The sequence below is a fragment of the Hahella sp. CR1 genome (genome assembly GCF_029813005.1).
GTDB lineage: Bacteria > Pseudomonadota > Gammaproteobacteria > Pseudomonadales > Oleiphilaceae > Hahella.
Window position 1 is genome coordinate 178312 of record NZ_JAPELK010000009.1, and the last position, 25153, is coordinate 203464.

Annotated in this window: 24 protein-coding genes; 10 read left to right on the plus strand and 14 right to left on the minus strand. The window is 54.0% G+C overall.

Going from position 1 to position 25153, the window contains the following annotated elements:
* Positions 1–22: 22 nt before the first annotated feature.
* The 8 genes from fis to ONV78_RS21425 all read right to left on the minus strand — a co-directional run bounded on the left by fis (position 23) and on the right by ONV78_RS21425 (position 8387).
* Entirely contained in the window at positions 23–331 is a 309-nt protein-coding gene (gene fis / locus ONV78_RS21390) for a DNA-binding transcriptional regulator Fis (protein WP_127973491.1), read from the minus strand.
* A complete protein-coding gene (gene dusB, locus ONV78_RS21395; protein ID WP_216738650.1) occupies positions 328–1338 on the minus strand; it encodes a tRNA dihydrouridine synthase DusB in 1011 nt (336 codons plus the stop codon). Before dusB ends, fis begins: the two co-directional genes overlap by 4 nt.
* 256 nt (positions 1339–1594) lie before the next feature.
* On the minus strand, positions 1595–2830 hold the full coding sequence (locus ONV78_RS21400) for a DUF3426 domain-containing protein (RefSeq protein WP_279506246.1): 1236 nt from the start codon (positions 2828–2830) through the stop codon (positions 1595–1597).
* A 357-nt stretch (positions 2831–3187) separates the two neighbouring features.
* On the minus strand, positions 3188–4066 hold the full coding sequence (gene prmA / locus ONV78_RS21405) for a 50S ribosomal protein L11 methyltransferase (RefSeq protein WP_279506248.1): 879 nt from the start codon (positions 4064–4066) through the stop codon (positions 3188–3190).
* Positions 4067–4080: 14 nt separating this feature from the next.
* Positions 4081–5421: an acetyl-CoA carboxylase biotin carboxylase subunit gene (accC, locus tag ONV78_RS21410; RefSeq protein WP_127973488.1), complete on the minus strand. Its 1341-nt coding sequence runs from the start codon at positions 5419–5421 to the stop codon at positions 4081–4083.
* Between the two features lie 91 nt (positions 5422–5512).
* The gene (accB, locus tag ONV78_RS21415; RefSeq protein ID WP_216738698.1) at positions 5513–5968 is read right to left on the minus strand and encodes an acetyl-CoA carboxylase biotin carboxyl carrier protein; all 456 of its coding nucleotides are present in this window, start codon (positions 5966–5968) and stop codon (positions 5513–5515) included.
* Between the two features lie 16 nt (positions 5969–5984).
* On the minus strand, positions 5985–6428 hold the full coding sequence (gene aroQ, locus ONV78_RS21420; RefSeq protein ID WP_127973487.1) for a type II 3-dehydroquinate dehydratase: 444 nt from the start codon (positions 6426–6428) through the stop codon (positions 5985–5987).
* Between the two features lie 342 nt (positions 6429–6770).
* Positions 6771–8387, minus strand: a complete 1617-nt coding sequence (locus ONV78_RS21425; RefSeq protein ID WP_216738653.1) for a diguanylate cyclase — start codon at positions 8385–8387, stop codon at positions 6771–6773.
* Between the two features lie 262 nt (positions 8388–8649).
* Here ONV78_RS21425 and ONV78_RS21430 point away from each other — a divergent pair, with 262 nt between their 5' ends.
* Positions 8650–10653, plus strand: coding sequence for an EAL domain-containing protein (locus ONV78_RS21430; protein ID WP_279506251.1), 2004 nt, complete (start codon positions 8650–8652; stop codon positions 10651–10653).
* Between the two features lie 38 nt (positions 10654–10691).
* Positions 10692–11741: a DUF2333 family protein gene (locus ONV78_RS21435; RefSeq protein ID WP_279506252.1), complete on the plus strand. Its 1050-nt coding sequence runs from the start codon at positions 10692–10694 to the stop codon at positions 11739–11741.
* A 32-nt stretch (positions 11742–11773) separates the two neighbouring features.
* On the opposite strand, the gene ONV78_RS21440 is transcribed toward ONV78_RS21435, so the two are convergent.
* Positions 11774–12550 (minus strand): aldo/keto reductase, encoded by a 777-nt coding sequence (locus tag ONV78_RS21440; RefSeq protein ID WP_279506253.1) that lies wholly within the window; start codon positions 12548–12550, stop codon positions 11774–11776.
* Positions 12547–13749 (minus strand): FAD-dependent oxidoreductase, encoded by a 1203-nt coding sequence (locus ONV78_RS21445; protein ID WP_279506254.1) that lies wholly within the window; start codon positions 13747–13749, stop codon positions 12547–12549. Before ONV78_RS21445 ends, ONV78_RS21440 begins: the two co-directional genes overlap by 4 nt.
* A 150-nt stretch (positions 13750–13899) precedes the next feature.
* On the opposite strand from ONV78_RS21445, the gene waaA reads away from it, so the two are divergent.
* Positions 13900–15174, plus strand: a complete 1275-nt coding sequence (gene waaA / locus ONV78_RS21450) for a lipid IV(A) 3-deoxy-D-manno-octulosonic acid transferase (RefSeq protein WP_279506255.1) — start codon at positions 13900–13902, stop codon at positions 15172–15174.
* Between the two features lie 58 nt (positions 15175–15232).
* Here waaA and ONV78_RS21455 read toward each other — a convergent pair whose 3' ends face one another.
* Positions 15233–16561 carry a TolC family outer membrane protein gene (locus ONV78_RS21455; protein ID WP_279506256.1) on the minus strand — a complete coding sequence of 443 codons (1329 nt, stop codon included), beginning with the start codon at positions 16559–16561 and terminating at the stop codon, positions 15233–15235.
* 398 nt (positions 16562–16959) lie between these two features.
* On the opposite strand from ONV78_RS21455, the gene nudF reads away from it, so the two are divergent.
* The 5 genes from nudF (at position 16960) to gcvH (ending at position 20233) form a co-directional block, all read left to right on the plus strand.
* Positions 16960–17607 (plus strand): ADP-ribose diphosphatase, encoded by a 648-nt coding sequence (nudF, locus tag ONV78_RS21460; RefSeq protein WP_279506257.1) that lies wholly within the window; start codon positions 16960–16962, stop codon positions 17605–17607.
* Positions 17608–17644: 37 nt separating this feature from the next.
* Entirely contained in the window at positions 17645–18088 is a 444-nt protein-coding gene (locus ONV78_RS21465; RefSeq protein ID WP_216738661.1) for a DUF1249 domain-containing protein, read from the plus strand.
* A 208-nt stretch (positions 18089–18296) separates the two neighbouring features.
* The gene (gene cpdA, locus ONV78_RS21470; RefSeq protein WP_216738662.1) at positions 18297–19100 is read left to right on the plus strand and encodes a 3',5'-cyclic-AMP phosphodiesterase; all 804 of its coding nucleotides are present in this window, start codon (positions 18297–18299) and stop codon (positions 19098–19100) included.
* 52 nt (positions 19101–19152) lie between these two features.
* Positions 19153–19746: a YqiA/YcfP family alpha/beta fold hydrolase gene (locus ONV78_RS21475; RefSeq protein WP_279506258.1), complete on the plus strand. Its 594-nt coding sequence runs from the start codon at positions 19153–19155 to the stop codon at positions 19744–19746.
* 91 nt (positions 19747–19837) lie between these two features.
* Entirely contained in the window at positions 19838–20233 is a 396-nt protein-coding gene (gene gcvH / locus ONV78_RS21480; RefSeq protein ID WP_216738664.1) for a glycine cleavage system protein GcvH, read from the plus strand.
* Between the two features lie 66 nt (positions 20234–20299).
* Here gcvH and ONV78_RS21485 read toward each other — a convergent pair whose 3' ends face one another.
* Entirely contained in the window at positions 20300–21175 is an 876-nt protein-coding gene (locus ONV78_RS21485; protein WP_216738665.1) for an HDOD domain-containing protein, read from the minus strand.
* Between the two features lie 192 nt (positions 21176–21367).
* Here ONV78_RS21485 and ONV78_RS21490 point away from each other — a divergent pair, with 192 nt between their 5' ends.
* The gene (locus ONV78_RS21490) at positions 21368–22561 is read left to right on the plus strand and encodes a class I SAM-dependent rRNA methyltransferase (protein WP_279506261.1); all 1194 of its coding nucleotides are present in this window, start codon (positions 21368–21370) and stop codon (positions 22559–22561) included.
* A gap of 53 nt (positions 22562–22614) precedes the next feature.
* On the opposite strand, the gene ONV78_RS21495 is transcribed toward ONV78_RS21490, so the two are convergent.
* Together ONV78_RS21495 and ONV78_RS21500 are read right to left on the minus strand one after the other, a co-directional pair.
* Positions 22615–23772: an imelysin family protein gene (locus ONV78_RS21495; RefSeq protein ID WP_279506263.1), complete on the minus strand. Its 1158-nt coding sequence runs from the start codon at positions 23770–23772 to the stop codon at positions 22615–22617.
* Positions 23769–24425, minus strand: a complete 657-nt coding sequence (locus tag ONV78_RS21500) for an HAD-IB family hydrolase (RefSeq protein ID WP_279506265.1) — start codon at positions 24423–24425, stop codon at positions 23769–23771. Before ONV78_RS21500 ends, ONV78_RS21495 begins: the two co-directional genes overlap by 4 nt.
* Positions 24426–24665: 240 nt before the next feature.
* Between ONV78_RS21500 and rppH the strand changes: the two genes are divergently transcribed.
* Positions 24666–25151, plus strand: a complete 486-nt coding sequence (rppH, locus tag ONV78_RS21505) for an RNA pyrophosphohydrolase (RefSeq protein WP_216738669.1) — start codon at positions 24666–24668, stop codon at positions 25149–25151.
* The last annotated feature ends 2 nt before the right edge of the window (positions 25152–25153 follow it).

Below are 25153 nucleotides of genomic sequence, written 5' to 3' on the forward strand. Positions count from 1 at the left end.
TAAAAGATGTGTGATTCAGCGATTACAGCAGATCGTACTGCTTCAGCTTCTTGCGCAGCGTGCCGCGGTTCAGGCCCAGCAGGACAGAAGCCTTGGTTTGGTTGTTGCGGGTGTATTTCAGCACCTGCTCAAGCAGGGGAGCTTCAACTTCGGAAAGCACCATTTGATAGACGTCTTTAACGGGAGCTCCGTCCAGTTGCGCGAAGTAGTTCGCCAGCGCTTGATCAACGCTATCGCGCAAAGTCATGGTTTGAGTGGCCGACTGCTCCACGGTCAGTAAATTATTAGCTCCAGAACCGGTTTCTGTTGTAACGATAGATTCTGTAGTCATGCGGCTTTTTCCTCTCCTTCAATACTCAGATGCTCAAAAAAGTGATGGAGTTCATCCAGCTGCGCTTGAGCATCGTTTAAACGATTAAATTGTGACTTGAAAATGGCCCCAATATTTGCGGTTTGCAGATACCAGCCCGCATGCTTGCGTGCGATGCGGACGCCTTGGTAGTCACCATAAAACTCGTGTAACGCTTTAATATGACCGATGAGTATCTGCTTAATCTCATCCATTGGCGGTTCCGGTAAGCGCTCTCCGGTAGCGATAAAGTGTTCGATTTCACGGAAAATCCAGGGACGCCCCTGGGCTCCTCTGCCGATCATCAAAGCGTCAACGCCGGTGTAATCCAGCACATGCCTGGCTTGCTCAACACAGGTAATATCGCCGTTGGCCACCACCGGAATGGAAACGCTTTGTTTGATTTCAGCTATAGTGTCGTACTCCGCCGTTCCCTCGTATTTGCACTCGCGGGTTCTGCCGTGCACAGCGAGCGATTGTATGCCGCAATCTTCCGCAATGCGGGCGACAGTCACCCCGTTCCGGCTTTGCCGGCTCCATCCGGTGCGTATTTTCAATGTCACCGGTACAGAGACAGCGCTTACCACAGCCGTCAATATATCTTTCACCAGGGCTTCATCTCTTAACAAAGCGGAGCCCGCCGCTTTGTTACAGACCTTTTTAGCGGGACAACCCATGTTGATATCGATGATTTGCGCGCCATGTTCGACGTTGTATCTCGCCGCTTCGGCCAACATCTCCGGCTCAGCGCCAGCGATTTGCACTGCAATGGGCTCGCCTTCGCCGTCGTGATCCATACGTAATCTGGATTTTCGGGTATCTCGCAGATCCGGATTCGCAGCCATCATTTCCGATACTGCGAGGCCTGCGCCCAGACTACGGCACAGCAGCCTGAAGGGGCGGTCGGTCACTCCAGCCATCGGGGCCAGTATCAAATTGTTACGCAACTCATAGGGTCCAATTTTCACGGCCGCTTCCGCTCTGGTCATAAGAAATGACTAAAAAGTGTTCGCCCTGGATAGGGGTGCCTATGATACTCAGATGATTAATGCCGGGAAAGACTTGAAATTTTAAAAATAGAGTATTTTTTATCCCAAATCTCAATATGTTGATCATTCGTTAATCATAACGACGAGACGTATAGGTTAAATGGCCTATTTCTAGAACTTGGCCACTGAGTCAAGTCCAAATCGCGCTTGTTTACATCGGTTTTTATGGCAGTGGCGTGTAGTTTCCGGCGCTTTTCTATTGGGTGGGCGCCGGGCCGGATAATGCAGAGATGAAGTCGAGTGTGTAGTTGACCGCCTGTTTGCCTGGGTCAAGGATTTCCAGGGTGATGTGCACAGGCGCGCCCGGAGGCATTTGCGTCATGTCCTTGGCTTCGCCGGACAGGTACTCCAGCGGCGCAAAGATGCGATGCGCAATGACGTTGTTATTAATGTCTGAAAAGTTCAGCGAAATATTTGGGAAGGGCTGCGCAAAGCTGGCTTGATTGGTGATGATGGCGTCAATGATCAGCGCCTTGTTAACCAATGGGTGACTGCGCACCACCAGGTTCTGACTACGAATCTGGCCTACGTCATATAAAGAAGGCAGAGTGCAGCCGATAACTTCGCATGCCTTGGCGTACCAGGGGCGCAGCTGGTCGTAGCGGGCCAGCTTATCGAAATGGAACCACGCTAACTGTGAAACCAGAAACACCACCAGCAGCAGGTTGGCGAAGGTCCACATGATTTTACTTAAAACCCCGGGTGACGCTTTTTGCTCGTACGAGTGATCGATACTGATCGGTTCCGCGCGTAACCCATGGAATTGGGAGGGAGGCTCCGCGTGCATGGGCGTCTCAAACTCAGAATAGTTTTCGTATTCCGGTTCTGGCTCCGGCGCAGCAGGGACCGGAGCAGGCTCTGGTTTGGGCGGCGGCGGAGGCTCGACTTTCAACGCCTCTTTAGGCGCTGCTTTTTTTACGTCCTGCTTTGTTTCCTGAACGGGCGGAGGAGGGGGCGCAGCTTGTCCGGGACGCTCCAGCTCACGCAGCATTTGTTCGGCCCAGCTTTCGTCAGTGGCTTCCTCTTCTTCCGGCTCATCCGGCGTTTCAAATTCGCGTTTAGCGCTGGAGCCGCCTCGATCAAGCTCCCTGAAGCTGTCGCTCAACTCACTCTGGTCGAACATGCCGCCGGAGTAGCCTTCGTCATCTTTGTCCTCTTCCGGATTATCCTGAAATAGGAATTCATCATCATCGTCCCCGGCGGCGACTAACGCGTCAGTCAGATCGCCAAGATCGTCGTCCGGGTCCATTGCTGTGAGCGGAGTGATAATTGAAGAAGAGGCTTTTACTGCGCTTTCTTTTACGCTGGGCTCAACTTTGGGCTTCGCCGCTGCTTTAGGCGCGGGAGCTGCTGCTGTCGCTTGTCGGGATGATCTGGGAGGCGGCGCTTTAACGGGAGTCGGGTCCACATGCGCTGGAGCGCTGTCAGACATTAAATGCTCCGCTGCGTTGAATACCTTCATGCAAGCGCCGCATCTTACTTTGCCATGGGCGGCTTGCAGCTGTTTATCAGTAACCCTGAAACTTGCAGCGCAATGTGGGCAGCGAGTGAGCAAAACGCCTCCTGGAAAAAAACTGCGTCAGTAGTTAAATGTAGACCAACTCTATGTTAGGGGTGTTCCTGCAAATGGGGCGCCGAGATCGTCGCACATTCGCAAAGTTGTTTAAAAATGAATGAATTGTTCCCTATTTGCAAGAGCAACTTTGCGCTCCATTGTCGCCTAGCGGAAGGGGGCTGTCTATCGCGGGAGTGGCTAACCGGCGCCTTGAAAAAGACGCCGGATTGGCGATCAATAAGGCAGGCGTCTACCGCTGATCAGGACCCAGTCCTCTTTGTACTCGGTGGGGTCCAGTTCGAAGTAATTGCGGTACGCCTCCGCCACAGCTTCTTCCTGATCTTTCAGTATGCCGGACAGAGCGATAGAGCCGCCGGGCAGAGTAAGCGCCGCCAGTTTGGGCGCCAGACTGATCAAGGGATTCGCCAGGATGTTGGCGATAACGACTTCCGCCTTCATTTCCGGCATTTTTTCTGGGAAGTGCAGAGTCAGACCTTCGCTGACGCTATTGCGCTCGGCGTTGTCGCGACTGGCCTCCAGAGCCTGAGGGTCGATATCCGTGCCGGTGGCGTGATCCGCTCCCAGCAACAATGCGGCGATGGCGAGTACTCCGGAGCCGCAGCCAAAGTCGATAACCTGCTTGCCTTGCAGCTTCTGGCTATCCAGCCAAGTAAGGCAAAGCGCGGTTGTGGGGTGAGTACCGGTGCCAAATGCCAAACCGGGGTCGAGCAATAGATTGACGCCGTTTGGATCTTCGGGCTCTCCCCAGCTTGGGCAAATCCAAAGCCGGGAGCCAAAGCGCATGGGGTGGAAGTGGGTCATCCACTCCCTTTCCCAGTCGCGGTCTTCAATGACTTCGCACTCAATGTCCGCCGCCGCAATCTGATTACGCTCCAATTGCTCACGGACCATTTCTGCGCTGGTGTCCGCGCTGAAAAGCGCGACGACCTGAGTGTTGCGCCACAGGGGCGTGGTTCCAAGGTCAGGCTCAAGGACGGGATCATCGGCGGCGTCGAGCATGGTGACGGAGAGGGCGCCAAGGCCCTCGAAAATCTGCTCCAGAGCGGCCGCCCCGGCTTCATCAGTTAAGACTTTTACTTGTAACCAGGACACCTGTGTTCCTCAAATCAAGCTTTTAACAGCTTTTCCAGATAGTGAATGGTGTACTCCATACGGCGTACGCCTGCGTCGGTCACTAACCGGCGGTGCAGAGGAATATTGGTCTTGATGCCTTCCACCAGCATTTCGTCCAGAGCATTGTTCATGCGATCCAGCGCGTTGTTGCGGTTGGAGCCCCAGCAAATCACCTTGCCGATCAGTGAGTCGTAATAAGGGGGAACCTTATATCCGCTATATAAATGGGAGTCAACACGCACGCCGTTGCCGCCTGGCGCGTGGTAATGGGTTACGGTCCCGGGACTGGGAGCGAAGGTGCGCGGATCTTCCGCGTTGATGCGACACTCGATGGCGTGACCGCGGAACTGGATGTCTTCCTGCTTGATGGACAGAGGCATGCCGGCGGCGATGCGTAACTGCTCTTTCACGATATCGACGCCAGTGATCATCTCTGAAACAGGATGCTCAACCTGAACGCGCGTGTTCATTTCAATGAAGTAAAAACGTCCGTCCTGGTACAGGAACTCGAATGTACCTGCGCCACGGTAGCCGATGTCCAGGCAAGCCTGCACACAGGAGTTCAGTGTGGCGGCGCGGGCTTCAGGATCAACGTCCGGCGCTGGGGCTTCCTCCAGAACTTTCTGGTGGCGGCGCTGCAGGGAGCAGTCGCGGTCGCCCAGGTGAATAACATTGCCCTGTCCGTCGGCCAGCACCTGTACTTCAATGTGACGGGGGCGGTCGAGGAACTTTTCCAAATAAACAGTGGGGTCGCCAAAAGCGGCCTTGGCTTCGCTTTGCGTCAATTGGATGGCGTTAAGCAGCGCAGCTTCGCTGTTGACCACCTGCATACCGCGTCCGCCACCGCCGGAAGCGGCCTTGATGATGACTGGGTAGCCGATTTTGCGAGCAACTTCCAACGTGCGTTCTTTGTCTTCAGTGATGGGGCCGTCAGAGCCCGGTACTGTCGGCACGCCCGCTTTGCGCATTGCTTGGATAGCGGAAACTTTGTTGCCCATCAGGCGGATGGTGTCTGGCTTGGGACCGATAAAAACGAAGCCGCTTTTTTCCACCTGCTCGGCGAAATCGGCGTTTTCCGCCAGAAAACCGTAGCCCGGGTGAATGCCCACACTGTCTGTTACTTCCGCCGCGCTGATAATAGCCGGGATGTTCAGATAGCTGTCTGTGGGGCTGTTCGGGCCGATACAAACTGACTCGTCCGCCAGCCGTACATGCATCAGGTCGCGATCCACGCTTGAGTGCACCGCTACGGTATTAATGCCTAACTCTTTGCAGGCGCGCAGGATGCGTAACGCAATTTCGCCTCGGTTGGCGATAAGCACTTTTTCCAACATGGTAGGAGTACCCTAAAAAAACATTGCCGTCCGGCTTGCGCCGGAATGATCAGGATGTCCCGCTGGGCGGGAAGAGTCCGGATAGGGACTCTTAAACAATCGAGAACAGCGGCTGGTCAAACTCCACCGGTTGTCCATTTTCCACCAGAATGGCTTCAACTGTGCCGGACTTGTCCGCTTCAATCTGGTTCATCATCTTCATTGCTTCGACAATGCACAGTACGTCGCCGGCTTTGACGGTTTGTCCAACTTCAGCGAACACTGGCGCGGAGGGCGATGGCGCACGGTAGAAGGTGCCAACCATGGGGGACTTGACCAGATGGCCGTTATATTGTGGTCCGGCGTCTGCTTCCGCAGCAGGAGCGGTCGCAGCCAAGGGGGCCGCCGCAGGGCGCGCTTCTACTGCCGCAGAAGTGACGTACACAGGCTCGGCGCCGGCCAGACGGCGGCTGATGCGTACGGAATCATCGCCTTCTTTAATTTCGATTTCGGCGATGTCTGATTCTTCAATCAGTTCAATAAGTTTTTTTACTTTTCTGATATCCATCATAGGCTCTCGTAATTTATTTTCCGGTAATCTTTGAAAAGGCGGCCTGTAAAGCGAGTTCGTAACTCTGGCTGCCGAATCCGCATATCACACCGACGGCGACATCGGAGAAATAGGAATGGTGGCGGAACGCCTCACGGGCGTGCACATTGGACAAATGCGTCTCAATAAAAGGAATGCCGACGCCGAGAAGGGCGTCGCGTAGCGCCACGCTGGTATGGGTAAAGGCCGCTGGATTGATAATGATGAAGTCCACGCCTTCTTTCTTGGCTTCATGGATGCGATCAATCAGTTCGTACTCTGCATTGCTTTGCAGCGTCAGCAGATGGTGGCCTGCCTGCCTGGCGATTTCCGTCAGGCGGAAATTAATATCGTCCAAGGTTTCTGCGCCATAAATTTCCGGTTCGCGCGTTCCCAATAAGTTCAAATTAGGGCCGTGCAACACTAGAATGCTTGCCATGGCGTCTTGTCCTTATATGTCGGATATTTAAGGTGTAATTAAAGCAAGATTTCGGAAGTTTGACTCTTTTGTCTACTATATTCAAGCAGATTGCCGCAGTTTGCGGTCATACTTTGGTAGTAGCGCTGGAGCTGTGGGAATAGGTGCGATTTTCCCAGAAAAAACAGGGCGTTTCGCATACTTGGCGGGAGCTTTTACGTCACCGTCATGATAACGGCGACAATGGCAATTTAACCCGGACCTGTGAACTATTTTTGATACTTCGCTTTAAAACACAATAAGCGCATTGTTGTAGGCGGTTTCCACGATGGCTGGAAACCGGCCAATTCCGGGCCTCTGAGTCTATCTGAACACCTTCACGCAGTTTCGTCCCGCGTGTTTGGCTTCATACAACGCCTTATCCGCCTTTTGCGCCAGCACCTGTTGGGTGTTGCCGGCCTGATAGGCGGCGATGCCGCAGCTGAACGTCACTTTGAATGTGTCCTCCTCGGTGGGATGCATCAGTTCTCCAAAACGTTCGCGAATGTCGTTCATCATATTCTTGGCGTCGCACTCATCAGTATTAGGGAGCACGACGGCGAACTCTTCTCCGCCGTAACGGCCAATATGGTCGGTCTTGCGCAGCCGCTGCTTGAGGAATAGCGACATGCTCTTCAACACTCTGTCGCCAACAGGGTGGCCGTGGGTGTCGTTGATGCGCTTGAAGTAGTCGATGTCCATCATGGCGAAGCTGAGAGGCTCGCCGGTCTGATTGGCCTTGTTGATCTCCATGCTGAGCAGATTCAGCGTGTGGGTATGGTTATAGAGTCCAGTCAGGCTGTCGCGGATCATCATGGCGTGCAAGGTGCGTGCGCGCCGCCCGCGGTTGTGAATAGTGGCGATCAGGTGTCGAGGATTGATCGGTTTCACCAGGAAATCGTCACCGCCGAGGCTCATCGCGTGCAACTGCTTGTTGATGTCGTCTTCCGCGGACAGATAAATAATAGGGACGCTGACGAACTTGTCCTGCTGCCGAATCACTTTGGCCAGCTCAGTTCCAGTGCAACCCGGCATGTACATGTCCATGATGATGATTTCTGGGGAGAACTCTTCCAGGGCAATTAAAACCTGCATCGGGTCGGTGATGATCTTGGCGGTCATGCCCGCTTTGCGCAGGGTGCTTTCCATAAACGCGGCCTGGGCTCTGGAGTCGTCCACCACCATGATGCGGTAGGGATCATGGGCGCTGGAGCGAGTGTAAGTCTCCACTTTCTCGATAAGCTGCGCCGCGTCAAGGGTCCGTTCTACAAACTCTTCGCCTCCGCAACGCGCTGCTTCGAGGCGAGTCTTGATGTCGCCCTCGCGAGGACAGATGAACATGACCGGAATAGGCGTCTCATGATTGCCCTGGATACGCTTGATCAGCTCGATGCCAGCGTTTTTCTCGCCGCCAAAGTCCACGTCGACAATCATGGTTTCAGGTTTGTTTTTCTGGGTCGCCGCCTGCAGGGTGTCGTGAGTTGAGTACAATTCGCCGCGAAAACCAAAAAACTGCATTTGTTGAGCGATGCGCTGCGCCAGGTCTTTCTGATTCAGGGCCAGATAGATCGGTGATCGTAGATAGGTTCGGTTGGCGCTGCTGTCTTTGCGATCGGTTTTGCGCTGGGTGACGGTCGCCAGCTGCATGACCTGCTGCTCCACTGCGAGAATATCTGCGGTAGTAACAGGGGTTTTACGCAGGCTGATGCTCTTGAGGCTGGTGTTGATCGACTGTGCGATACACAGATGATCCGTCATGTCGAAACGGGCTGCGTAACGACCTAATTTATCGGTTGCAAGCTGGAAATCGGAAAACCACTGTTTGTCCTGCCAGTTCCTTTGCTTCAGCTGTTGCCATGCTTCCAGGACAATGCGCGCCTGTGTCGTGACGCGACCGGCGAAGTGCTGCTTGAGTTTGTCCCGTTGACTTTCTATGGTCATAGAGAGGGTAAATCCGCTTCCATTAGTGGTTGCAACCAGTTTTTCTTTCTTCTATGCGCCTGATTTACAAGTACAAAATTCAAGCCAGGACGTATTGATATAAGTTTCAGTATAGTTTGGCAATTTTATTTAAATATAGTCGTAAACTGTATGTGTATGTAAATTCTTGTGCATTTGTGTAGTAGCGCAAACCTTTAAGCGTCAACTGCGGGTGGTTTGGGCGGAAAGCGCTGAATCTGTGATCAAATCCGACGGAGTCGCCATGATTGATAATAATAAAGCATTGCGTGACAAACGATCGATCAAAGTGCTGATGCTGGGCCTGATCTCCACGATGTTGTTGATTTTGTTAGGGGGCGTGTTCGGCCTTAATTTGTGGCAGAAGAAGTTGTACCTGCAGGATCAGCTACAGTCTCACGCCAGAGACTCCGCCACCTCGTTGGGTTTGTCGGTGTCTCATGTGGCGGACCCGCAGGACTGGGTGGTGGCGTCTTCCATGGTGGACGCTATCTTTGACTCCGGCGCTTATCAAGGCATTCGCATTCTGGACCAGGAAGGACGCTCAGTCGTGGCGCGAACCAGCTCCAAGGATCTGGAAGGCGTGCCCAAATGGTTTGTGCGCTGGCTCGACCTGCAGGCGCCGGTAGGTGAGGCGGAAGTGATCGCTGGTTGGCGCCCGGTTGGGCGTTTGATGGTGCAAAGCGATCCGGGCATCGCCTATCGAGAACTATGGGCGACGCTGCGTAATCAACTGGCCTGGTTTGCGGTCGTCACCGTCTTTGCATTTGCGGCTTTCCATTTACTGTTGAGCAGTCTGCTGCGCCCTTTGCAGCGGCTGGAGCAAGCGGCGCATCGAATTGAAGATAAGCATTTCGATGTCTCGTTGCCCATTCCGGGTACTCGTGAACTGGCGAAAGTCACGTTGGCGGTAAACAGCATGGCGGACCATTTGCGGCGTTCATTCGAAGAGCAGGTGGCCACCATTGAATCGCTGCGCAAACTGGCGTTGTTGGATTCCGTCACTGGCGTGCTGAACCGGCAGTCTTTTGATAATCGCTTACAGGCGGCTCTGGCGGGAGACGATGGGGATAGTGTCGGCGCATTGCTGTTGGCGCAGCTGTCAGGCCTGTCTGAGTACAACGATCAGTTTGGAAGAGAGCAGGGCGATGCGCTGCTCAAGCAGATGGCGGAAGTCATCCATGACGAATGCCTGTCGCATATCGGCAGTTATGTGGGCCGCCGTGGCGGCGGTTGCTTCACCGTTTTTCTCAGTGGTCTGACGGACAGCCGTGCGGAAGCTGTGGCGGAGCGTTTGCTGGAGAGATTGACATCGCTGCCGTTGATTAAGAATTGGGGCGGCTCCAATCGTCTGCACATTGGGTTAGTCAATACAGAGGGGCGAACGTCTTTGGCGCAGGTGCTGTCGGTGGCGGACTTCGCGATGCGGGTGGCGCAAAAATCCTGCACGAATGCGTGGCGCAAAGGGCGCAGTAGCGGGCGAGAAGCGGGTCAGAAGCCGCTTACGGCGACGGAGTGGCAATCCCTCTTGTTGTCGACGCTGGCGGACAAAGGGTTTTATTTACACTTTCAGCCTGTTCTGAGCGACGACTCCCGGAGCTTCCTGTTCCATCAGGCGCTGGTGCGAATGAACATGGAGGGCAGAGTGTTGGCGGCGGCGGAATTTCTCCCTATGGCGGATCGCTTTAATCTGGCGCTGAAAGTGGATGCGCAAGTGCTGGAAGATGCGCTGACAAGGCTGGCGGAGCATCATGAGGATGCAGCGTTTTGCGTCAGTCTGGCGGTATCCAGTATGCAGTCCGCTGAGTTCGCTGGTCTGGCTAGCGCGATATTGCATCGTTTTTCCGCGCAATGTCCGCGCTTGCTGCTGGAGGTTTCCGAACACGCCTTGCAGGCGGCCTGGGCGGGGTTTGATCGTCTGTTACAGTTGCGTAATGAACTGGCTTTCCGTATCGTCATCAGCCGATTCGGCTCCACCGGTATGCCGTTCGGATATTTGAAAAGTTGTCCGGTGGACATGATCAAAATCGACCCCGGTCTGGTGAAAAATATTCACAAAGATCAGGGGCATCAGTTTTATTTGCGCTCCATCGTGCAGATTGCGCACTCACAGGCCATTAAAGTCATTGGTGTGGGCGTCGAGTCCCAGGACGACTGGGACAGTCTGGTGCAACTCGGGGTGGACGGCGCAATGGGATATTATCTCTTTCGGCCTCAGGAGAGCCCGCCACATATGGCGGCGCCGTGAGCGGCGGAGCTTGAAGATTGCGAGGAGCGGCAATATCTATGTGGCAGGCGATAAAAGACTTTTTTAATGAACGCGGAGAAGAACTCGGCGATTACGTGGGAGGTGGTTTTTTGGCTAAATTGATTGGCGGCGCTCTGGGCGTATATTTAGTCGCCGCATTATTTGTGGGTTGGTACTGGAGCTCTGAACCAGAGCTATTTGAGGTGGGACCCAAAGCCAGGAGCGTGGTGACGGATCAGAACCGCCCGCTGGTCGTCGGCAGTACGACTACTGCGACGCTTATCACCCTGGTCGATACCTTACTGGAAAAGCCCGGCGGTTATATTTCCAACGACGTATTCCCTCCCGGCCTATGGTTGGACAACATTTCCCATTGGGAATATGGCGTGCTGGTGCAAGTCAGAGACCTGAGCCGCGCCTTGCGTAAAGATATCAGCCGTTCTCAAAGTCAGTCGACGGAAGACCGCGACCTGACGGTGGCGGAGCCTCAGTTTAACTTTGACAGCCGCTCCTGGGTGATTCCTTCTACTGAGGATGAATACCGCCGAGGATTGAAAGCGCTGCGCAGTTATCTGAACCGCTTGTCTGATCCAAACAAGCCTGACGCTCAGTTTTACGCCCGTGCGGATAACCTGCGCAACTGGTTGTCTGATGTGGAAACGCGTCTTGGCAGCTTGTCGCAACGCTTGAGTGAAAGCGTCGGCAAACGGCAGTTGGATATGGCGCTGGCTGGCGACAAGTCGGCGAAGCAGTCTACGCCGGGGCAGGGCGAAGTGGAGTTGAAGACTTCCTGGCTGGAAATCGACGATGTCTTTTATGAGGCGCGCGGCACTGCTTGGGCGTTGATTCACATACTCAAAGCCATTGAAGTGGACTTCGGCGACGTGCTGCGGGATAAGAACGCGGTTGTCAGCCTGCGTCAAATTATCGTGGAGCTGGAGGCGACTCAGGAATCCGTTTGGAGTCCGGTCATTCTCAACGGCAGCGGCTTTGGCGTACTCGCCAACCACTCACTGACTATGGCGTCTTTCATCTCCAGAGCGAATGCGGCAATTATCGATTTACGCAGCCTGCTGGCCCAGGGGTAAGGAAATTCGATTGGCGACGACGCGCGCTATCGTTACACAGGCAGCGCGCGGACGTTCTCTTTGAAGTGCTCAGGATTGATGGTGCCGATAATTGCGCTGGATACGCCGGGATGGGCGAATACGAACTCCATGCTTTTCCGCAAGGGATCTTCATGGGGGCCGACGCAGATATGGCCGCTGGCCAGCGCCTTTTTGATCAAAACCCCCTTTTGATGCGCTTGCGCGTAGTCCAGTACGGGCTTTTCTTCCTGATGCTCCAGATTGTAAGTGACCATGGCGACATCGCCTTGTTGCAGAGCGGCAATGCCGCCCTCCACCGTCTTGCCGGAGAGCCCAATGGCGCGAATCATTCCTTTGGCCTTTAGTTCCGCCAGGGCTTGCAGCGTGCCTTCTTTCTGCAGAATCGCCATATCGTCGCCATCGGAATGAATTAGCACGATGTCGATATAGTCGGTGCGCAGCCGTTGCAGGCTACGCTCGACACTCATTCGGGTATGTTCCGGCGTGAAGTTGAAATAGGACTGTCCGTCAACGAATTCTTCACCCACTTTGCTGCAAATCACCCAGCGCTGGCGGCGACCTTGCAGTAGTCCGCCCAGGCGGGTCTCGCTGGAGCCGTAGGCTGGCGCCGTATCGATCAGGTTCACCCCCAGGTCTTCCGCCAAACCGATCAGCGCCAGAGCTTGCTGATCATCGGGAATTTTGAAGGAGGTGGGGTACTTTACGCCTTGATCGCGTCCCAGTTTAACCGTGCCTAAACCTAGCAGGCTGACTTCGATGCCGGTGTCGCCAAGCGGACGGTATTTCATGACAGCATCTCCTGCCACACTGGCGCGCTGATGCCGGGGCGGGGAAGGAAACTCAACGCTCCCAGGTCGCTTGCCGTTCCAGGCTCGACGCCGTCCGCCTGCAGCTGCGCCATGACGGTGTCGACCAGATTGGGCGTCAGCGCCAGCTTGGTTGGCCAGCAGGTCAGAACATTCTTTTCACTGTGAACGAACGCCGTATCTGGTCGCAACATGCCTTTTTGCTGAGGCTCTGCGCGATGAATCAGGAAGCTGGACCAGCGGGATTCGCCAAGGTCAACCCAGGGAAGAAGATCTTTCACCAGGGTTTTGGCGGAATTGATCTGCGTTTCGCGGTCGAGCTCAACTCCGGTTTCCGCCAGATTGCCGCCCAAGTACCAGACGGGCTGGCCGTCCTTCATGTAGTGGGTAGTGATGGTCAGCAACGGCTTGGAGCCGGCGCCAATGCAATGTGCATAAACCGGGTGCGGATACTGATGGCGCACGATCACCATGTGCAGGGGTCTGCGTTGCATGGCGGGGCGATGCAGTTGAGCTCCGTGCAGGACGCTTTCATTGCCTTCTCCCGCTGCGAGGATGAAGCGCTTGGCCTTGACGCGCACACGCTTGTTTTTGCCGACCAGGTGCATCTCCACGATTTCCCCTTGATCCTGCACTAATGTGCCGGGCTGGGTGCAGTCATACTGGAGAATGCCATCGCTGAATGGGGAGATCAGCGCATTGATCACTGTGGGGACGTCCAGCACTAATTCATTCAGTGCGTAGAAGTTGCCGTGGAAGTCCGGCGTATTGAATGCGGCGGGACGTTCTGTGGCGGCGTCTCCAGAAACCTTGCCGCGCACGGCCTTACTGGCGAAGAACGCCGTCAGCTTGGAAACCAGGCGATCGCGGGACCACATGTAGTGATATTCGGAGAGCACGCGCGCAGAGCTAAGGTCTACGTCTCCCTCGCCTTTCAGGCAGGCGCGCCAGCGATCCGGCATTTCCGAAATGGCGTTAGCGGCGGTGGTAAGCGCGCCGTTGAGGGTGTATTTGGCTCCGCCATGAATAATGCCCTGTGAACGAACGCTTTGTCCGCCGCCCAAGGTTTTCTTCTCCAATAGCAGCGTGCTATAGCCCGCTTTGCGCAGCCGATAGTTCAGCCATAGCCCAGCGATTCCCCCGCCGATAATGACGACATCTGTCTCTAGAGTTTCTGCCATTCGGTGGCTCCATTACGAAAAATGCGCGCCATTATAGCCGTTCGTCAGACCGAACCCAAACCCGCCGCGAGCATCATGAACAAGATTTAAAAGCCTGATAGCTCTTCCGGCGCTGTGCTAAACTCGCCTCCGGTTTGAAAGAGCGGCGATATGGCGAGATTCCTTTACACACTCATTTACTACTTGATTCTTCCTCTAATTCTAGCCCGTCTGTACTGGCGAGGTCGCGCGGCGCCCGCTTATCGGTTACGTTGGCGGGAGCGTTTAGGATGGTTCAAGGCGCCGGCGTTCGTACAACGACCGCTCTGGGTTCATAGTGTCTCTGTTGGTGAAACGGTTGCGGCGGCGCTGTTGGTGAATAGTCTTCTGAAGGAGCATCCGGAACGTCCTATTGTCGTGACCACCATGACGCCCACTGGATCGGAGAGGGTGAAGGCGTTATTTGGCGATCGCGTATTTCATGTCTACGCGCCTTATGATCTTCCCGGTCCTATTATGCGTTTTTTGCGCCGCCTGAACCCCTGCGCTCTGATTATTATGGAAACGGAGCTATGGCCCAACTGGATAGCTCTGTGCGCGGCGCAAGGCGTTCCCTCAATGGTGGCCAATGCGCGGCTTTCCGAGCGCTCCGCCAAGGGGTATGGCAAAGTCTCCGCCATAACGCGACCGATGCTGCAGAAGCTGTCCTGGGTGGCGGCGCAAAATGCTGTGGATGGCGATCGTTTTGTGGCCTTGGGCTTACCTCAGGAGCGTCTCAGCGTCACCGGAAGCATTAAATTCGATATTAGCGTGAGCGAAGAGCTGCGTGCGCAGAGCCTGGCGCTTCGAGACGCTTGGGGTGGATCAAAACGTTTCGTCTGGGTGGCCGGAAGCACTCATGAAGGCGAAGACTCTGTGATTCTGGCGGCGCATCAACAACTGTTGGCGCATCGTCCTGATGCCCTTCTGGTGATTGTTCCCAGACATCCTGAGCGCTTCGATAAAGTGGGCGAGGATATCCTGCGGGCGGGACTACGTATGGTCAGGCGCAGCAGTAATGCAACAGTAACCCCGGAAACGCAGGTTTTACTCGGCGACACCATGGGGGAACTGCTGCGCTTTTACGCCGCAGCGGACTTGGCTTTTGTTGGCGGAAGCCTGGTCGATACGGGAGGGCATAACCCCTTGGAGCCTGCGGCAGTGGGTAAACCTGTATTGATGGGGCCGGCCGTGTTCAATTTTGCCGATATCTGCGCGCAACTGGAGCAGGCGCAAGGTCTGCGGTTTGTTGAGCGGGGAACGCTGGGAGACGTTTTATTAGCGCTGTGTGACGGTGATGCAGCTAGGCTCCGTATGGGCGAGGCGGCGTCTACAGTCGTCAATGATAATCGTGGGGCCTTGGATCGACTACTGGAAGGTGTTCTACAGCAAGCGCCTCAGCGTTGATCATCAGGTAAACTAAAAAGCCGCAACTTAGTGCGGCTTTTTTAATGCTTGCAGAGGGTTAACGGGTCAATACGTTGACTGGCTCCGCCAACCACTTGTTCAGCTCATTGATGTCGTTGACCGACAAGACACCAGCGGTTTGCTTGAACGACAGCGTGTTCAGAACGAAGTCGTAACGCGCGTTGGCGTAGTTGCTGAGGGATGCGTAATAGCGGCGTTCTGAATCCAGAACTTCGACGATATTGCGCGTACCCACATCATAGCCGGCGCGAGTCGCCTGCAGCGCGCTCTCGGAAGAAATGATTTCCTGTTTACGAGCTTGGATCGACTCAATATTGGTCTGCAGCGTCCGATAAAGACTGCGCAGTTGCAGACGAATATTACGCTGAGCGGTATTCAACGACTGCTCCGCCTGTTCTAGACGATAGCTTGCTTGACGCACGCCGGACTGGGTCGCTCCGCCGGTATAGATTGGAACGGAAAGATTTAAAGATACGGACAAATCATTGCTGCGTTCATCCGCTGCGCCACGGCCATCGGACTCACTGAAGCCATAGCTCGCTTTAGCGTCGAGGGTCGGGTAATGACCGGCTTTTTGTGCGGAAACGCTGCTCTGAGCACTTTGCACGCTCCAACTGGCCGCCAAAACCTGAGGGTTGTTGGCGAACGCGGTTTCTTCCCATTTCACCGCAGAGTCGGGCGATACCTGTACAACAGGTAGGCTTTCGCTGAGCACCTGTACGGTCTCGGTGTAGTCTCCGGTGATGCGCTGCAGGCTTTCTAATGCGACGTCCAGCTGTCCTTGAGCGTTGATGCGCGAGACTTTACCTGAGTCATAGGTCGCTTTGGACTCATGCACCTCAGTGATGGCGATCAATCCGACTTCAAAGCGCTCTTTCGCTTGCTCCCACTGGCGCTGAAAAGCTTCTTCCGCGCGTCTGGCGGTAGTCAGGTTGTCCCAGGCGCGTAGTACGCCGAAATAGGCGTCAGCGGTGCGGAACAGTAAATCCTGCTCTGCGCTGCGCAGGTCTTCATCGGCGCGGTTACGGGAGTATTTGCTGGCCTGATAGCTGTAATATGTGTCCAGCTTCAACAAGGGCTGGGTCAATGTGACTTCGCCGCCCTGGCTGACGTAACTGTCATCAGGGGTGAGCCGAGTGTCCACGTCATGGTGGGCGACGCTGGCGCCGGCGCCGACGCTGGGCATCAATCCCGCCCGGGTTTGGATGACACTTTCTGCTTCCGCATTCCTTCCCGCCAGAGCGGCCGCCAGCTCAGAATCGTATTGCAGGGCTTTATTGTAGGCGGTGGCGAGATCCATGGCTTGAGTGGAGGCGCTAAGGCATAGCGCCCCGATTGAGATAAGCAATTTGCTTGGTCGGAACATAACGTCGGGCACCCCTCTTTAACAGTCCGGGTTGTGTGGAGTAAACACTTGAAAATTCGTATGAATTAAAAATGCCGCACAGTTTAACGCAGAATGCGTCTCATTAGATCACGAAGTGTGGAAATAAATCATTACGTATGTATACGGTGATTACATGGGGCGGTATCTTCGGTTATTTACAGGCTCTGCGCAATAGCGCTCAGGTGAGGTGGCGCGGCATGGTCTACACTGCTAACTCGCTTTGAACTCAAATCTTGGCGGCCTTAAGTCCGGATAAGAAGCCGTAAAGTCATTGCAATCGAAAATGGTTTAACATGAAATGATTGCGCTTATCTGAGCGAAATCCCGCGTCGGAAAAGGTGATACGAAATCCGGATACTATGAGTGAGAGGTGAAAGGTGAAGCAGGATACCCAGAAACTGCCAGCGGACAGTCAATTTGGTAAGGACGATGTGGAAGTGATTTCCAGGCAGACTGGCTATCAGGGATTCTTTTCTATCCAGAAACTCGAACTCAGACACAAATTGTTCGAGGGCGCCTGGTCCGAGCCGATTCGCCGGGAGCTGTTTGTGCGCGGCGGCGCCACCTGTATGCTTCCTTATGACCCGGTGCGTGATCAGGTGGTGCTGTGTGAGCAGTTTCGTATTGGCGCTTTGTATGAAGGCTCATCGCCCTGGCTGATGGAGCTGGTGGCGGGAATCAATGAGGAAGGCGAAACGCCTGAAAGCGTTGCGTGTCGCGAAGCTCAGGAAGAGGCGGGACTGGAAGTAAAGGCTTTGCGTAAAATTCGCCACTATCTGCCTTCTCCCGGCGGAAGCTCGGAATCCATTGATCTGTTTTGTGGCTTGGTGAATGCGGAAGGGGTTGAGGGGCTGTATGGATTGCCCCATGAAGGAGAGGATATTCGCGTGCACGTGGTGAGCCGCGAGCAGGCTTATGCATGGGTGGAAAGCGGACGTATCAAGGATGCAGCGGGAATCATTGCGTTACAGTGGCTGCAATTGAACCGCGAGCAATTGCTGGCGGAGTGGCGTGAGTTTTTATGAGATGATGATTTAAGACTTCAATTACGAAGGAGAATGCGTGAAACAACGGTACGTGCCAGACATCGCCCAATTCGGAGCTATCTGCGAGGCGAACTACTTTCGCCTGAGCAAGCTCGTCGCCGATAGGGAAGCCGGCTCGGAGGTCACCTATTCGCTGCATAATCATGCAGCCTATCTGGGGTTAATCCGTATAAAGGTACTGGAAGCCAGTCGTTATACTAACCTCTTGTTTTTGGAACAGGTTCACGCAATCGGTCGATGGGTGAATAACCCTCAGTTAACCGTTCGGATATATCACGACGCGCGTATGGCGGAAGTCATCAGCGCGGTGAATCATGCGCGAGTAGAGGCGGTGAACGATTATCCTAACGGCAAAATGCATTTGCCTGATGAAAAACTGCAGCTAAACCAGTTTCTTTCCGAGTGGCTGAATTATTGTCTTCACCATGGCCATTCGACGGAAGAGCTGAGAGACTTATAATCCCTCCGGCTCAATGTTAGCCGGCTGATTCAGGGACGAGTAAACAGCCGGTGACGGGCCAAAAGTGTCTGATTGTTGTGAAATAACACAAATTTCAATGATTATGTGACTGACTAACTGGAAAATGTCCATATCCGGCATATATTTTTTATAAGTAAGCAAAAGGATTTTCCCGTAACAACTCACTCAGACTGCGGCGGATGATGAGGTGGCGTCAGACAACAACCAAGCGTTAACCGTTATTCAGGTAACTGATTCCCATCTGCGGCGGGAACCGGACGGCACTCTATTGGGCATGAACACCCGGCGTAGTCTGGACGCGGTGTTGTCGCTTGTGCGCGCCAATCACGAGAACCCGGATTTTGTGCTCGCCACCGGCGATATTGCGCAGGATGGGTCAACGGAGGCGTATGAATGCTTCCACGAGAAAATGCTGCCGTTTCAGTGTCCGATTTACTGGTTTTCCGGCAATCATGATGACCCGGGCGTCATGGCCAAAGCGGTGCGAAATCCCGAGTGTCTGGCCAAGGTGAAAATTTTCGGTCCCTGGAAACTGATCTTTCTCGACTCCTCTGTTCGACGCAAGGTATATGGCAAGTTGGCCAAAAAAGAGTTGCAGTTGTTGAAAGCGGAGCTGGAGAAAGACCAAGACAAACACGTGATCATCTGCTTCCATCATCACCCTGTCGATGTGAACTGCGCTTGGCTGGACACCATTGGGTTGCATAATCGGGATGATTTCTTCTCTGTGATCGACGCCTATGATCATGTCCGGCTGATACTTTGGGGGCACATTCACCAGGAATATGACCAGATGCGCAATGGTGTGCGGCTTCTGGCGACGCCGTCCACCTGCGTGCAATTCAAGCCTTACAGCGAGGATTTCGCGGTGGACAATCTGGCGCCGGGATATCGTTGGTTGAAGCTGTATCCTGATGGACGGGTGGACACTTCCGTCGTGCGGGCCAGTCATATTGAGTTCGAGGTGGACCTCTCCAGTAAGGGCTATTGAGCGTGGGCTCTTGCCGCCGTCATGACGACTTTCCTCTAGTTTGCGAGTATTGATGAATCATTCCTGTATTCTTTATTTACATGGCTTTAACAGCTCTCCGCAGTCTTTTAAAGCGCAGTGCGCCCAACAATGGCTTTCCCAAACTCATCCGAGCTTAGAGCTTGCTATTCCCGATCTGCATTATTCGCCTTTAGCGGCGATGGAGCGACTGGAGCGAGAGTATTTCGCAGGAAACGATAGGCCACTGGGAGTCATCGGCAGCTCGCTGGGGGGCTACTACGCGGCTTATCTGCACCATAATTATGGTGTTTCTGCGGCATTGATTAATCCCGCGGTCAGACCCTATGATCTGCTGGAAGGATATCTGGGGTTGAATAAAAATCTCTACACGGGCGAAGAGTACTTGCTGGAGCCTCACCACATGGATGAGTTGCTGGCGCTGGATTCTCCTCCTCCGGTTACAGGAGAGCGTGTTTATACCTTACTGCAGACCGGCGACGCCACTTTGAACTACCGTGAGGCGGCGCTGAAGTTCTCCGCCTGCGCGCTCTGGGTGCAACCCGGCGGGTCGCATGAGTTCGAGGATTTCGAGCGGGTTTTGCCCAGTATCGTAAATTTTTTTCTATCGTCTACAATCCAGAAATGACGATAAAAGGATTTTAATAACGCAAACCTACGTATGTCCGTATAAAATACCCGAATATTAACCTAATGAATTGACAAAGAAGGGTCAAAAGATGAGCAGCGTTCCAAGTGAACTGAAATACAGCCCCACTCACGAATGGGTGTTGTTGGAAGACAACGGCGTGGTGACTGTAGGCATTACCGATCACGCTCAGGACTTATTGGGTGACATCGTGTTTGTCGAGCTGCCTGAGGTCGGAGCGGAACTGGGCGCAGGCGACAACGCTGGTGTCGTAGAGTCCGTCAAGGCCGCATCTGACATCTACTCGCCGGTCACCGGGGAAGTGGTGGAAGTCAATGAGGCGCTGCAAGAGTCTCCGGAGCTGGTCAACAGCGACCCTTACAACGATGGCTGGCTCTTCAAAATCAAGATCGCCGACGTTAAAGAGCTGGAAGGCATGATGGATGCCGAAGCTTACACCGCACAGTGTGAAGCGGAAGAAGGCTGATTCGCCGGCTTGATTTACAATGCATGCGTCCGGGATGCCCCCGGGCGCTGCTTGATTCTCGAATGTTTAGCGGTAGTTGCTGACGCTGACGCCCATTTCTGAAAACGACTCCTTCATCTCATCCACGTCGTAGTTGGTTAACCCCACGAACTCCAAAACATCTTTTTGGATACGGTTCCATTCATGGTCCTCCGATTGCCTGCCAAGCACGTGGAAATTTCCGCAGATGTGTTCGGATATCTTCAGTACCGCCAATATGGTTTTTTTCTCCGGATTGCGGCTTTCCCGGTCGCCAAAGATCCTCTCTGCGCTGTGATGCTCTGCAATGGCTTCGCAGAGGTGTTTGGGCAGATTCCAGGATTTGGCGGTGTAGTAGCCGACTACCGCATGATTAGTGTTCAGGCGCTCGTTCTCGGTTTCAGTGATGCGTATATCCGCGTGACTGTATGCTTCTTCAACCACCTGCAGATAGTTGGGGAAACGCTGAATCATCAGAGGAATGCCGCAGTTATGGAACAGCCCCAACAGATAAGCCTCATCTGGGGATTGGTAACCGATTTTCTTGGCGATATTGGCCGAGATGCTGGAAATATCGTTAGCGGTATCCCAGAAGCGAGTGAGTTCCACGATATGCTCATCGGACATCTCGCCCTTGATGGAAATGCCGTTGATGATGTTGACCACGCTCTTTAGTCCTAAAAGAGAAACCGCCTGGGCGATAGACGCAATCTTGTTGGACAGGCCGAACATGGGGGAATTAACGAACTTCAACACTGTGCCGGCGAGCCCCACATCCTGACTGATAAGCTGGGCGATACGGCTGATATCCGGGTCGGGCATCACCTGTTCCATTTGAATATCCACCAGTATTTGCGGCTGCGGCGGTATTTTTATTCCCTGCAGAATATGCTGGATTTGCTCTTCGTTGAGTTCGGTGCTCATGAGGACTCCTATGTGAATACAGCGGATGCGACGCCGCAAATTTAAGTTTAGTCCAACTGATAAAGTCCGGGGTGTTGATGATGGCGAGCCTGACCGATATTAAGCGGCTTTGGGAGGGCTTTATCAGTTATAATCCGCGCCGTTTTATCGAATCACCAGCGCCAGCGGCGCAGCAACTAATGAGGGGCGAATATGGATGCGGGCGTACTGCGTTTACGGGAAAATGCCGACAAGCGGCTTCGTAGCGGGCATTTGTGGGTATACAGCAACGAAATCGATATTCAGAAAACGCCACTGACTGAATTGGCTGCGGGGCAACCTGTCGTTATCGAAAACGCAAAGGGAAAACCGCTGGCGGCGGCCTTTGCTAATCCTCACGCGTTGATTTGCGCACGCATAGTCAGCCGCAGTCCCAAATTGTTTCTCTCTCGCTCCTTGTTGAAAAAGCGGATGCAGGCGGCGGACGAATGGCGTAGTCAGTTGTTCGGAACCCCGCATTATCGGATGGTATTTGGCGACAGCGATGGGTTGCCAGGTTTGGTGATTGACCGTTTCGGCGCCGACTTTGTAGCGCAAATCTCCACAGCGGGAATGGAGCTGTTCAAGGACGATGTCGTCGATATTCTTAAAAATAACTTCTCCGCTCGCACTGTGATCCTGAAGAATGACGGCAAGATGCGTGAAGTGGAAGGACTTGAGCGCTATACCCAGTGTTTTGGAGATGAAATTGAAACGCTGGAAGTGATTGAAAATGGCGTATCTATGTCTGCGCCTGCCCAGGGCGGACAAAAAACGGGATGGTTCTATGATCATCGTCCCAATCGCGCCGCTCTGTTTCCCTGGGTGAAAGGCAAGCGCGTGCTGGACTTGTTCAGTTACGTGGGCGGCTGGGGTGTGCAGACCCTGGCCAATGGCGCGGAATCCGTCACCTTCGTCGACTCATCTGAAAGCGCATTGGAATGGGCCCAGCGAAACTGCCGCCTGCAGATGGAAAATCCGCCATGCCGCTTTATCCGTGAAGATGCTTTCAATGCATTGGAAAATCTGTGTCAGGAAAAAGAAAAGTTTGACGTGGTGATTGTCGATCCGCCTGCGCTGATACCTCGTCGCAAAGATCAAAAGCAAGGCGAGCGGGCTTATCAGCGTTTGAATCAGATGGCGCTGCGATTGACGGCTCCTGGCGGCATGCTGATGTCAGCTTCTTGTTCCATGCACCTTTCTTCTGAGCGCCTGAGAGATATCCTGCGAGCATCGGCGCGAGAGGTCGATCGTACGGCGCAATTGATTTTCCAAGGCGGGCAGGGCGCGGATCATCCGATTCTCCCCGCGATACCTGAGACGGACTACATCAAGGCCATGCTGCTGCGCGTTACGCCGACTTTGTAAAGGTTGCCTGGAAGGAGTGATGGCCGGAGTCATCCGGCCATGAGAATGCAATCTTAGTTTCCGGCGAACCGGATAATGATTTGCTCCCGAAGTTGCAGCGCCTGATTTTCGCAAATGGCGATCTGTTCTTCGTTATCCTCGGCGGTGGCGCTCAAAGCCGTCAGGCAGCCCTCCAGTTTAAGTCGAAGCTCCTTAAGACTGCTGCGAGTCTGGGCGTCTGTAAACAGCGCCGGCTCTGTCAGAAAAGGCTGCATGGCCCTCATTCGTCCGCGCCAAAAATGGGCCGCGTCCTGACTGAACTCCAAGTGCTCTTGAAATCGCCAGCCGGGTTCGCCGTCTTTAGGCTTCAAGGCTCCAACCACTTCACGGTCAATAAAGTCGATCAGTGCAATAAGCCAGGGGTTGGCCTCTCGCACCGCTTCCATCTGGCTCATGCTTTTTCCTTTCAGGAAGATGCTCCCTGAAGGCGGCCGCCAGGCGGCGGAGAATTCCGTCATGTCTTGCACTAGACGCTTGCCTTGCAAGCGCAGAAGCTCTCGTCGGCGCTCTGTATCAGGAGCGTCTGCGTTCACGATAAAGCGAGCGGACTGTTGCGCAGGATCGTTATGCGACCAGAGCATGAACTCTATCGGATGCATTCCGTAAACCAGATAGTATTCGTCCGCAAACTGATGCTGCTCACTCAACGTTGCGTTGTCGATCTCAAGGTCTTCTGCATAGGTCAGTCCACTTTTCGGATAGCCGGGCACTTCGTCAAGGTAACCGCCCAGCAGCGGCGCGGCGTCTAAAAGCGAAGCGCGGTTATATGGCGCTCCAGGCGCTTTGTGCTTGAGGTAGTTTTTCGCCGCTGGTAACTGGCTCCACACTTTGAGTTCTTGTAATACCGTATGCGCTTGCAGCCAATCTTCCCTGGCTTCGTTGAGAGTCTCTGGCGTTGGCGTACTGATAAATTCTTGTAGGCCGCGATTCAGCTTTTCTATCGCATGCAGGGCGGCGTCATGTTTTTCCGTTGCCGCGTTCCAAAGTGGCGACACCACTGCTGCGTCCGTCACTTTGGCGTCAACCTGCTCCTTTGCGGGGAGTGGCGTGGCGGGCTGCTGCGGCGCTGGCGATTCACTGGATGAATTCCGTTCCGCGCTTTTATCGCAGGCAGCTAACACGACGCACAGCAAGAGCAGCTGGATCGCAATATGACGTCCGCCCACTCTCATGGGCGCAGACTCATGATTTCCCAGCCGCGCTCGCTAGCAGTTTGCAGCAGACGCTCATCACCATCGACCACAACAGGATTACCGACATGCTCCAGAAGGGGAATGTCGTTGTGGGAATCACTATAGAAGTAGGCGTCTGACAGATCAAAAGGGTTGTGTTGCAGCCACTCACGCAGACGCGTCACTTTTCCGGCCTGATAGCTCGGCGTGCCGCTGACTTTGCCCGTATAGCGGTTGTTGATGAATTCAGGCTCGGTGGCGATCAGCTCATCGACTTCCAGCAAGTCGGCGATAGGTTGCGTGACGAAGCGATTGGTGGCGGTGATGATAAGCAGGTAATCGCCTTTGTCGCGGTGGTTGCGGAGCAGTTCAAGCGCTTTGGTAAGCAGGAGAGGGCGAATCGACTCTTCGACAAATTCTTTTCGCCACTGATGCAATTGCTCCAGCGGATGCTGAGTCAGAGGGCTTAGGGCGAACCCCAGGTATTTGAAGATATCCAACTGACCTTTAAGGTAATCCTGATAGAACTCGTCATTTACGCGTTTGAAGTCTTCCTGATCGACAATTCCTCTGTGCACCAGAAAATCGCCCCAGGCGTGGTCGCTGTCGCCGGCGATGAGAGTATTGTCCAGATCAAAAATAGCTAGAGCCAATGCTTAAACTCCTCTGTGATGGGCGTGGGAATTGTACACTATAAAGGAAATCGGTCTGTAGCGGCCAACTGTAGCGGAAACGAGGCGTGACGGGCGTTCGGGATGACATTCTGTTATTTATTGACTAAATCCTAATATATTATTAGAAGAGTTAGCTAAAAGCCCTTAAAGTAAAGCTAATTTGTATACAGCTGTTCAATTGTGGAACAATGTTGAAAAAAATTATAAGGATGGCAGTTCGTGATAGACGCTGAAGGTTACCGTCCCAACGTCGGAATCATACTGTGCAACCCTCGCGGTGAAGTGTTCTGGGCCAGACGTATTGGACAAGACTCCTGGCAGTTTCCCCAAGGCGGCATTAAGAAAGACGAATCGCCTGAAGAGGCTCTGTTCAGAGAGCTAAAAGAAGAGGTAGGGCTGCCGCCTGAGGCTGTTGAGATTGTCGCTGGCACCCGCGGCTGGCTGCGTTACCGCCTGCCGAAGAAAATGATTCGCTATGACTCTCATCCCGTGTGTGTGGGGCAAAAGCAAAAGTGGTTCATGCTGCAGTTATTGGCGGATGAGTCGGAGATCTGCACGAATTACACGGACAAACCTGAATTTGACGGCTGGCGCTGGGTCAGCTATTGGTATCCCCTCGGGCAGGTAGTATCCTTCAAACGAGAGGTGTATCGACGGGCGATGAGGGAGTTCGCTCCGGTCTTGTTCAAGCGTGAGGAAAGTTGAAG

What these genes read in the sequence shown, in the direction of transcription:
- aroQ (WP_127973487.1), bottom strand. Translation starts at nt 6,428, where the DNA reads ATGGCAAGCATTCTAGTGTTGCACGGCCCTAATTTGAACTTATTGGGA.
- ONV78_RS21495 (WP_279506263.1), bottom strand. Translation starts at nt 23,772, where the DNA reads ATGAGAGTGGGCGGACGTCATATTGCGATCCAGCTGCTCTTGCTGTGC.
- gcvH (WP_216738664.1), top strand. Translation starts at nt 19,838, where the DNA reads ATGAGCAGCGTTCCAAGTGAACTGAAATACAGCCCCACTCACGAATGG.
- ONV78_RS21455 (WP_279506256.1), bottom strand. Translation starts at nt 16,561, where the DNA reads ATGTTCCGACCAAGCAAATTGCTTATCTCAATCGGGGCGCTATGCCTT.
- ONV78_RS21445 (WP_279506254.1), bottom strand. Translation starts at nt 13,749, where the DNA reads ATGGCAGAAACTCTAGAGACAGATGTCGTCATTATCGGCGGGGGAATC.
- ONV78_RS21440 (WP_279506253.1), bottom strand. Translation starts at nt 12,550, where the DNA reads ATGAAATACCGTCCGCTTGGCGACACCGGCATCGAAGTCAGCCTGCTA.
- dusB (WP_216738650.1), bottom strand. Translation starts at nt 1,338, where the DNA reads ATGACCAGAGCGGAAGCGGCCGTGAAAATTGGACCCTATGAGTTGCGT.
- ONV78_RS21475 (WP_279506258.1), top strand. Translation starts at nt 19,153, where the DNA reads ATGAATCATTCCTGTATTCTTTATTTACATGGCTTTAACAGCTCTCCG.
- accC (WP_127973488.1), bottom strand. Translation starts at nt 5,421, where the DNA reads ATGTTGGAAAAAGTGCTTATCGCCAACCGAGGCGAAATTGCGTTACGC.
- ONV78_RS21430 (WP_279506251.1), top strand. Translation starts at nt 8,650, where the DNA reads ATGATTGATAATAATAAAGCATTGCGTGACAAACGATCGATCAAAGTG.
- accB (WP_216738698.1), bottom strand. Translation starts at nt 5,968, where the DNA reads ATGGATATCAGAAAAGTAAAAAAACTTATTGAACTGATTGAAGAATCA.
- waaA (WP_279506255.1), top strand. Translation starts at nt 13,900, where the DNA reads ATGGCGAGATTCCTTTACACACTCATTTACTACTTGATTCTTCCTCTA.
- ONV78_RS21435 (WP_279506252.1), top strand. Translation starts at nt 10,692, where the DNA reads ATGTGGCAGGCGATAAAAGACTTTTTTAATGAACGCGGAGAAGAACTC.
- ONV78_RS21490 (WP_279506261.1), top strand. Translation starts at nt 21,368, where the DNA reads ATGGATGCGGGCGTACTGCGTTTACGGGAAAATGCCGACAAGCGGCTT.
- fis (WP_127973491.1), bottom strand. Translation starts at nt 331, where the DNA reads ATGACTACAGAATCTATCGTTACAACAGAAACCGGTTCTGGAGCTAAT.
- ONV78_RS21400 (WP_279506246.1), bottom strand. Translation starts at nt 2,830, where the DNA reads ATGTCTGACAGCGCTCCAGCGCATGTGGACCCGACTCCCGTTAAAGCG.
- ONV78_RS21425 (WP_216738653.1), bottom strand. Translation starts at nt 8,387, where the DNA reads ATGACCATAGAAAGTCAACGGGACAAACTCAAGCAGCACTTCGCCGGT.
- ONV78_RS21485 (WP_216738665.1), bottom strand. Translation starts at nt 21,175, where the DNA reads ATGAGCACCGAACTCAACGAAGAGCAAATCCAGCATATTCTGCAGGGA.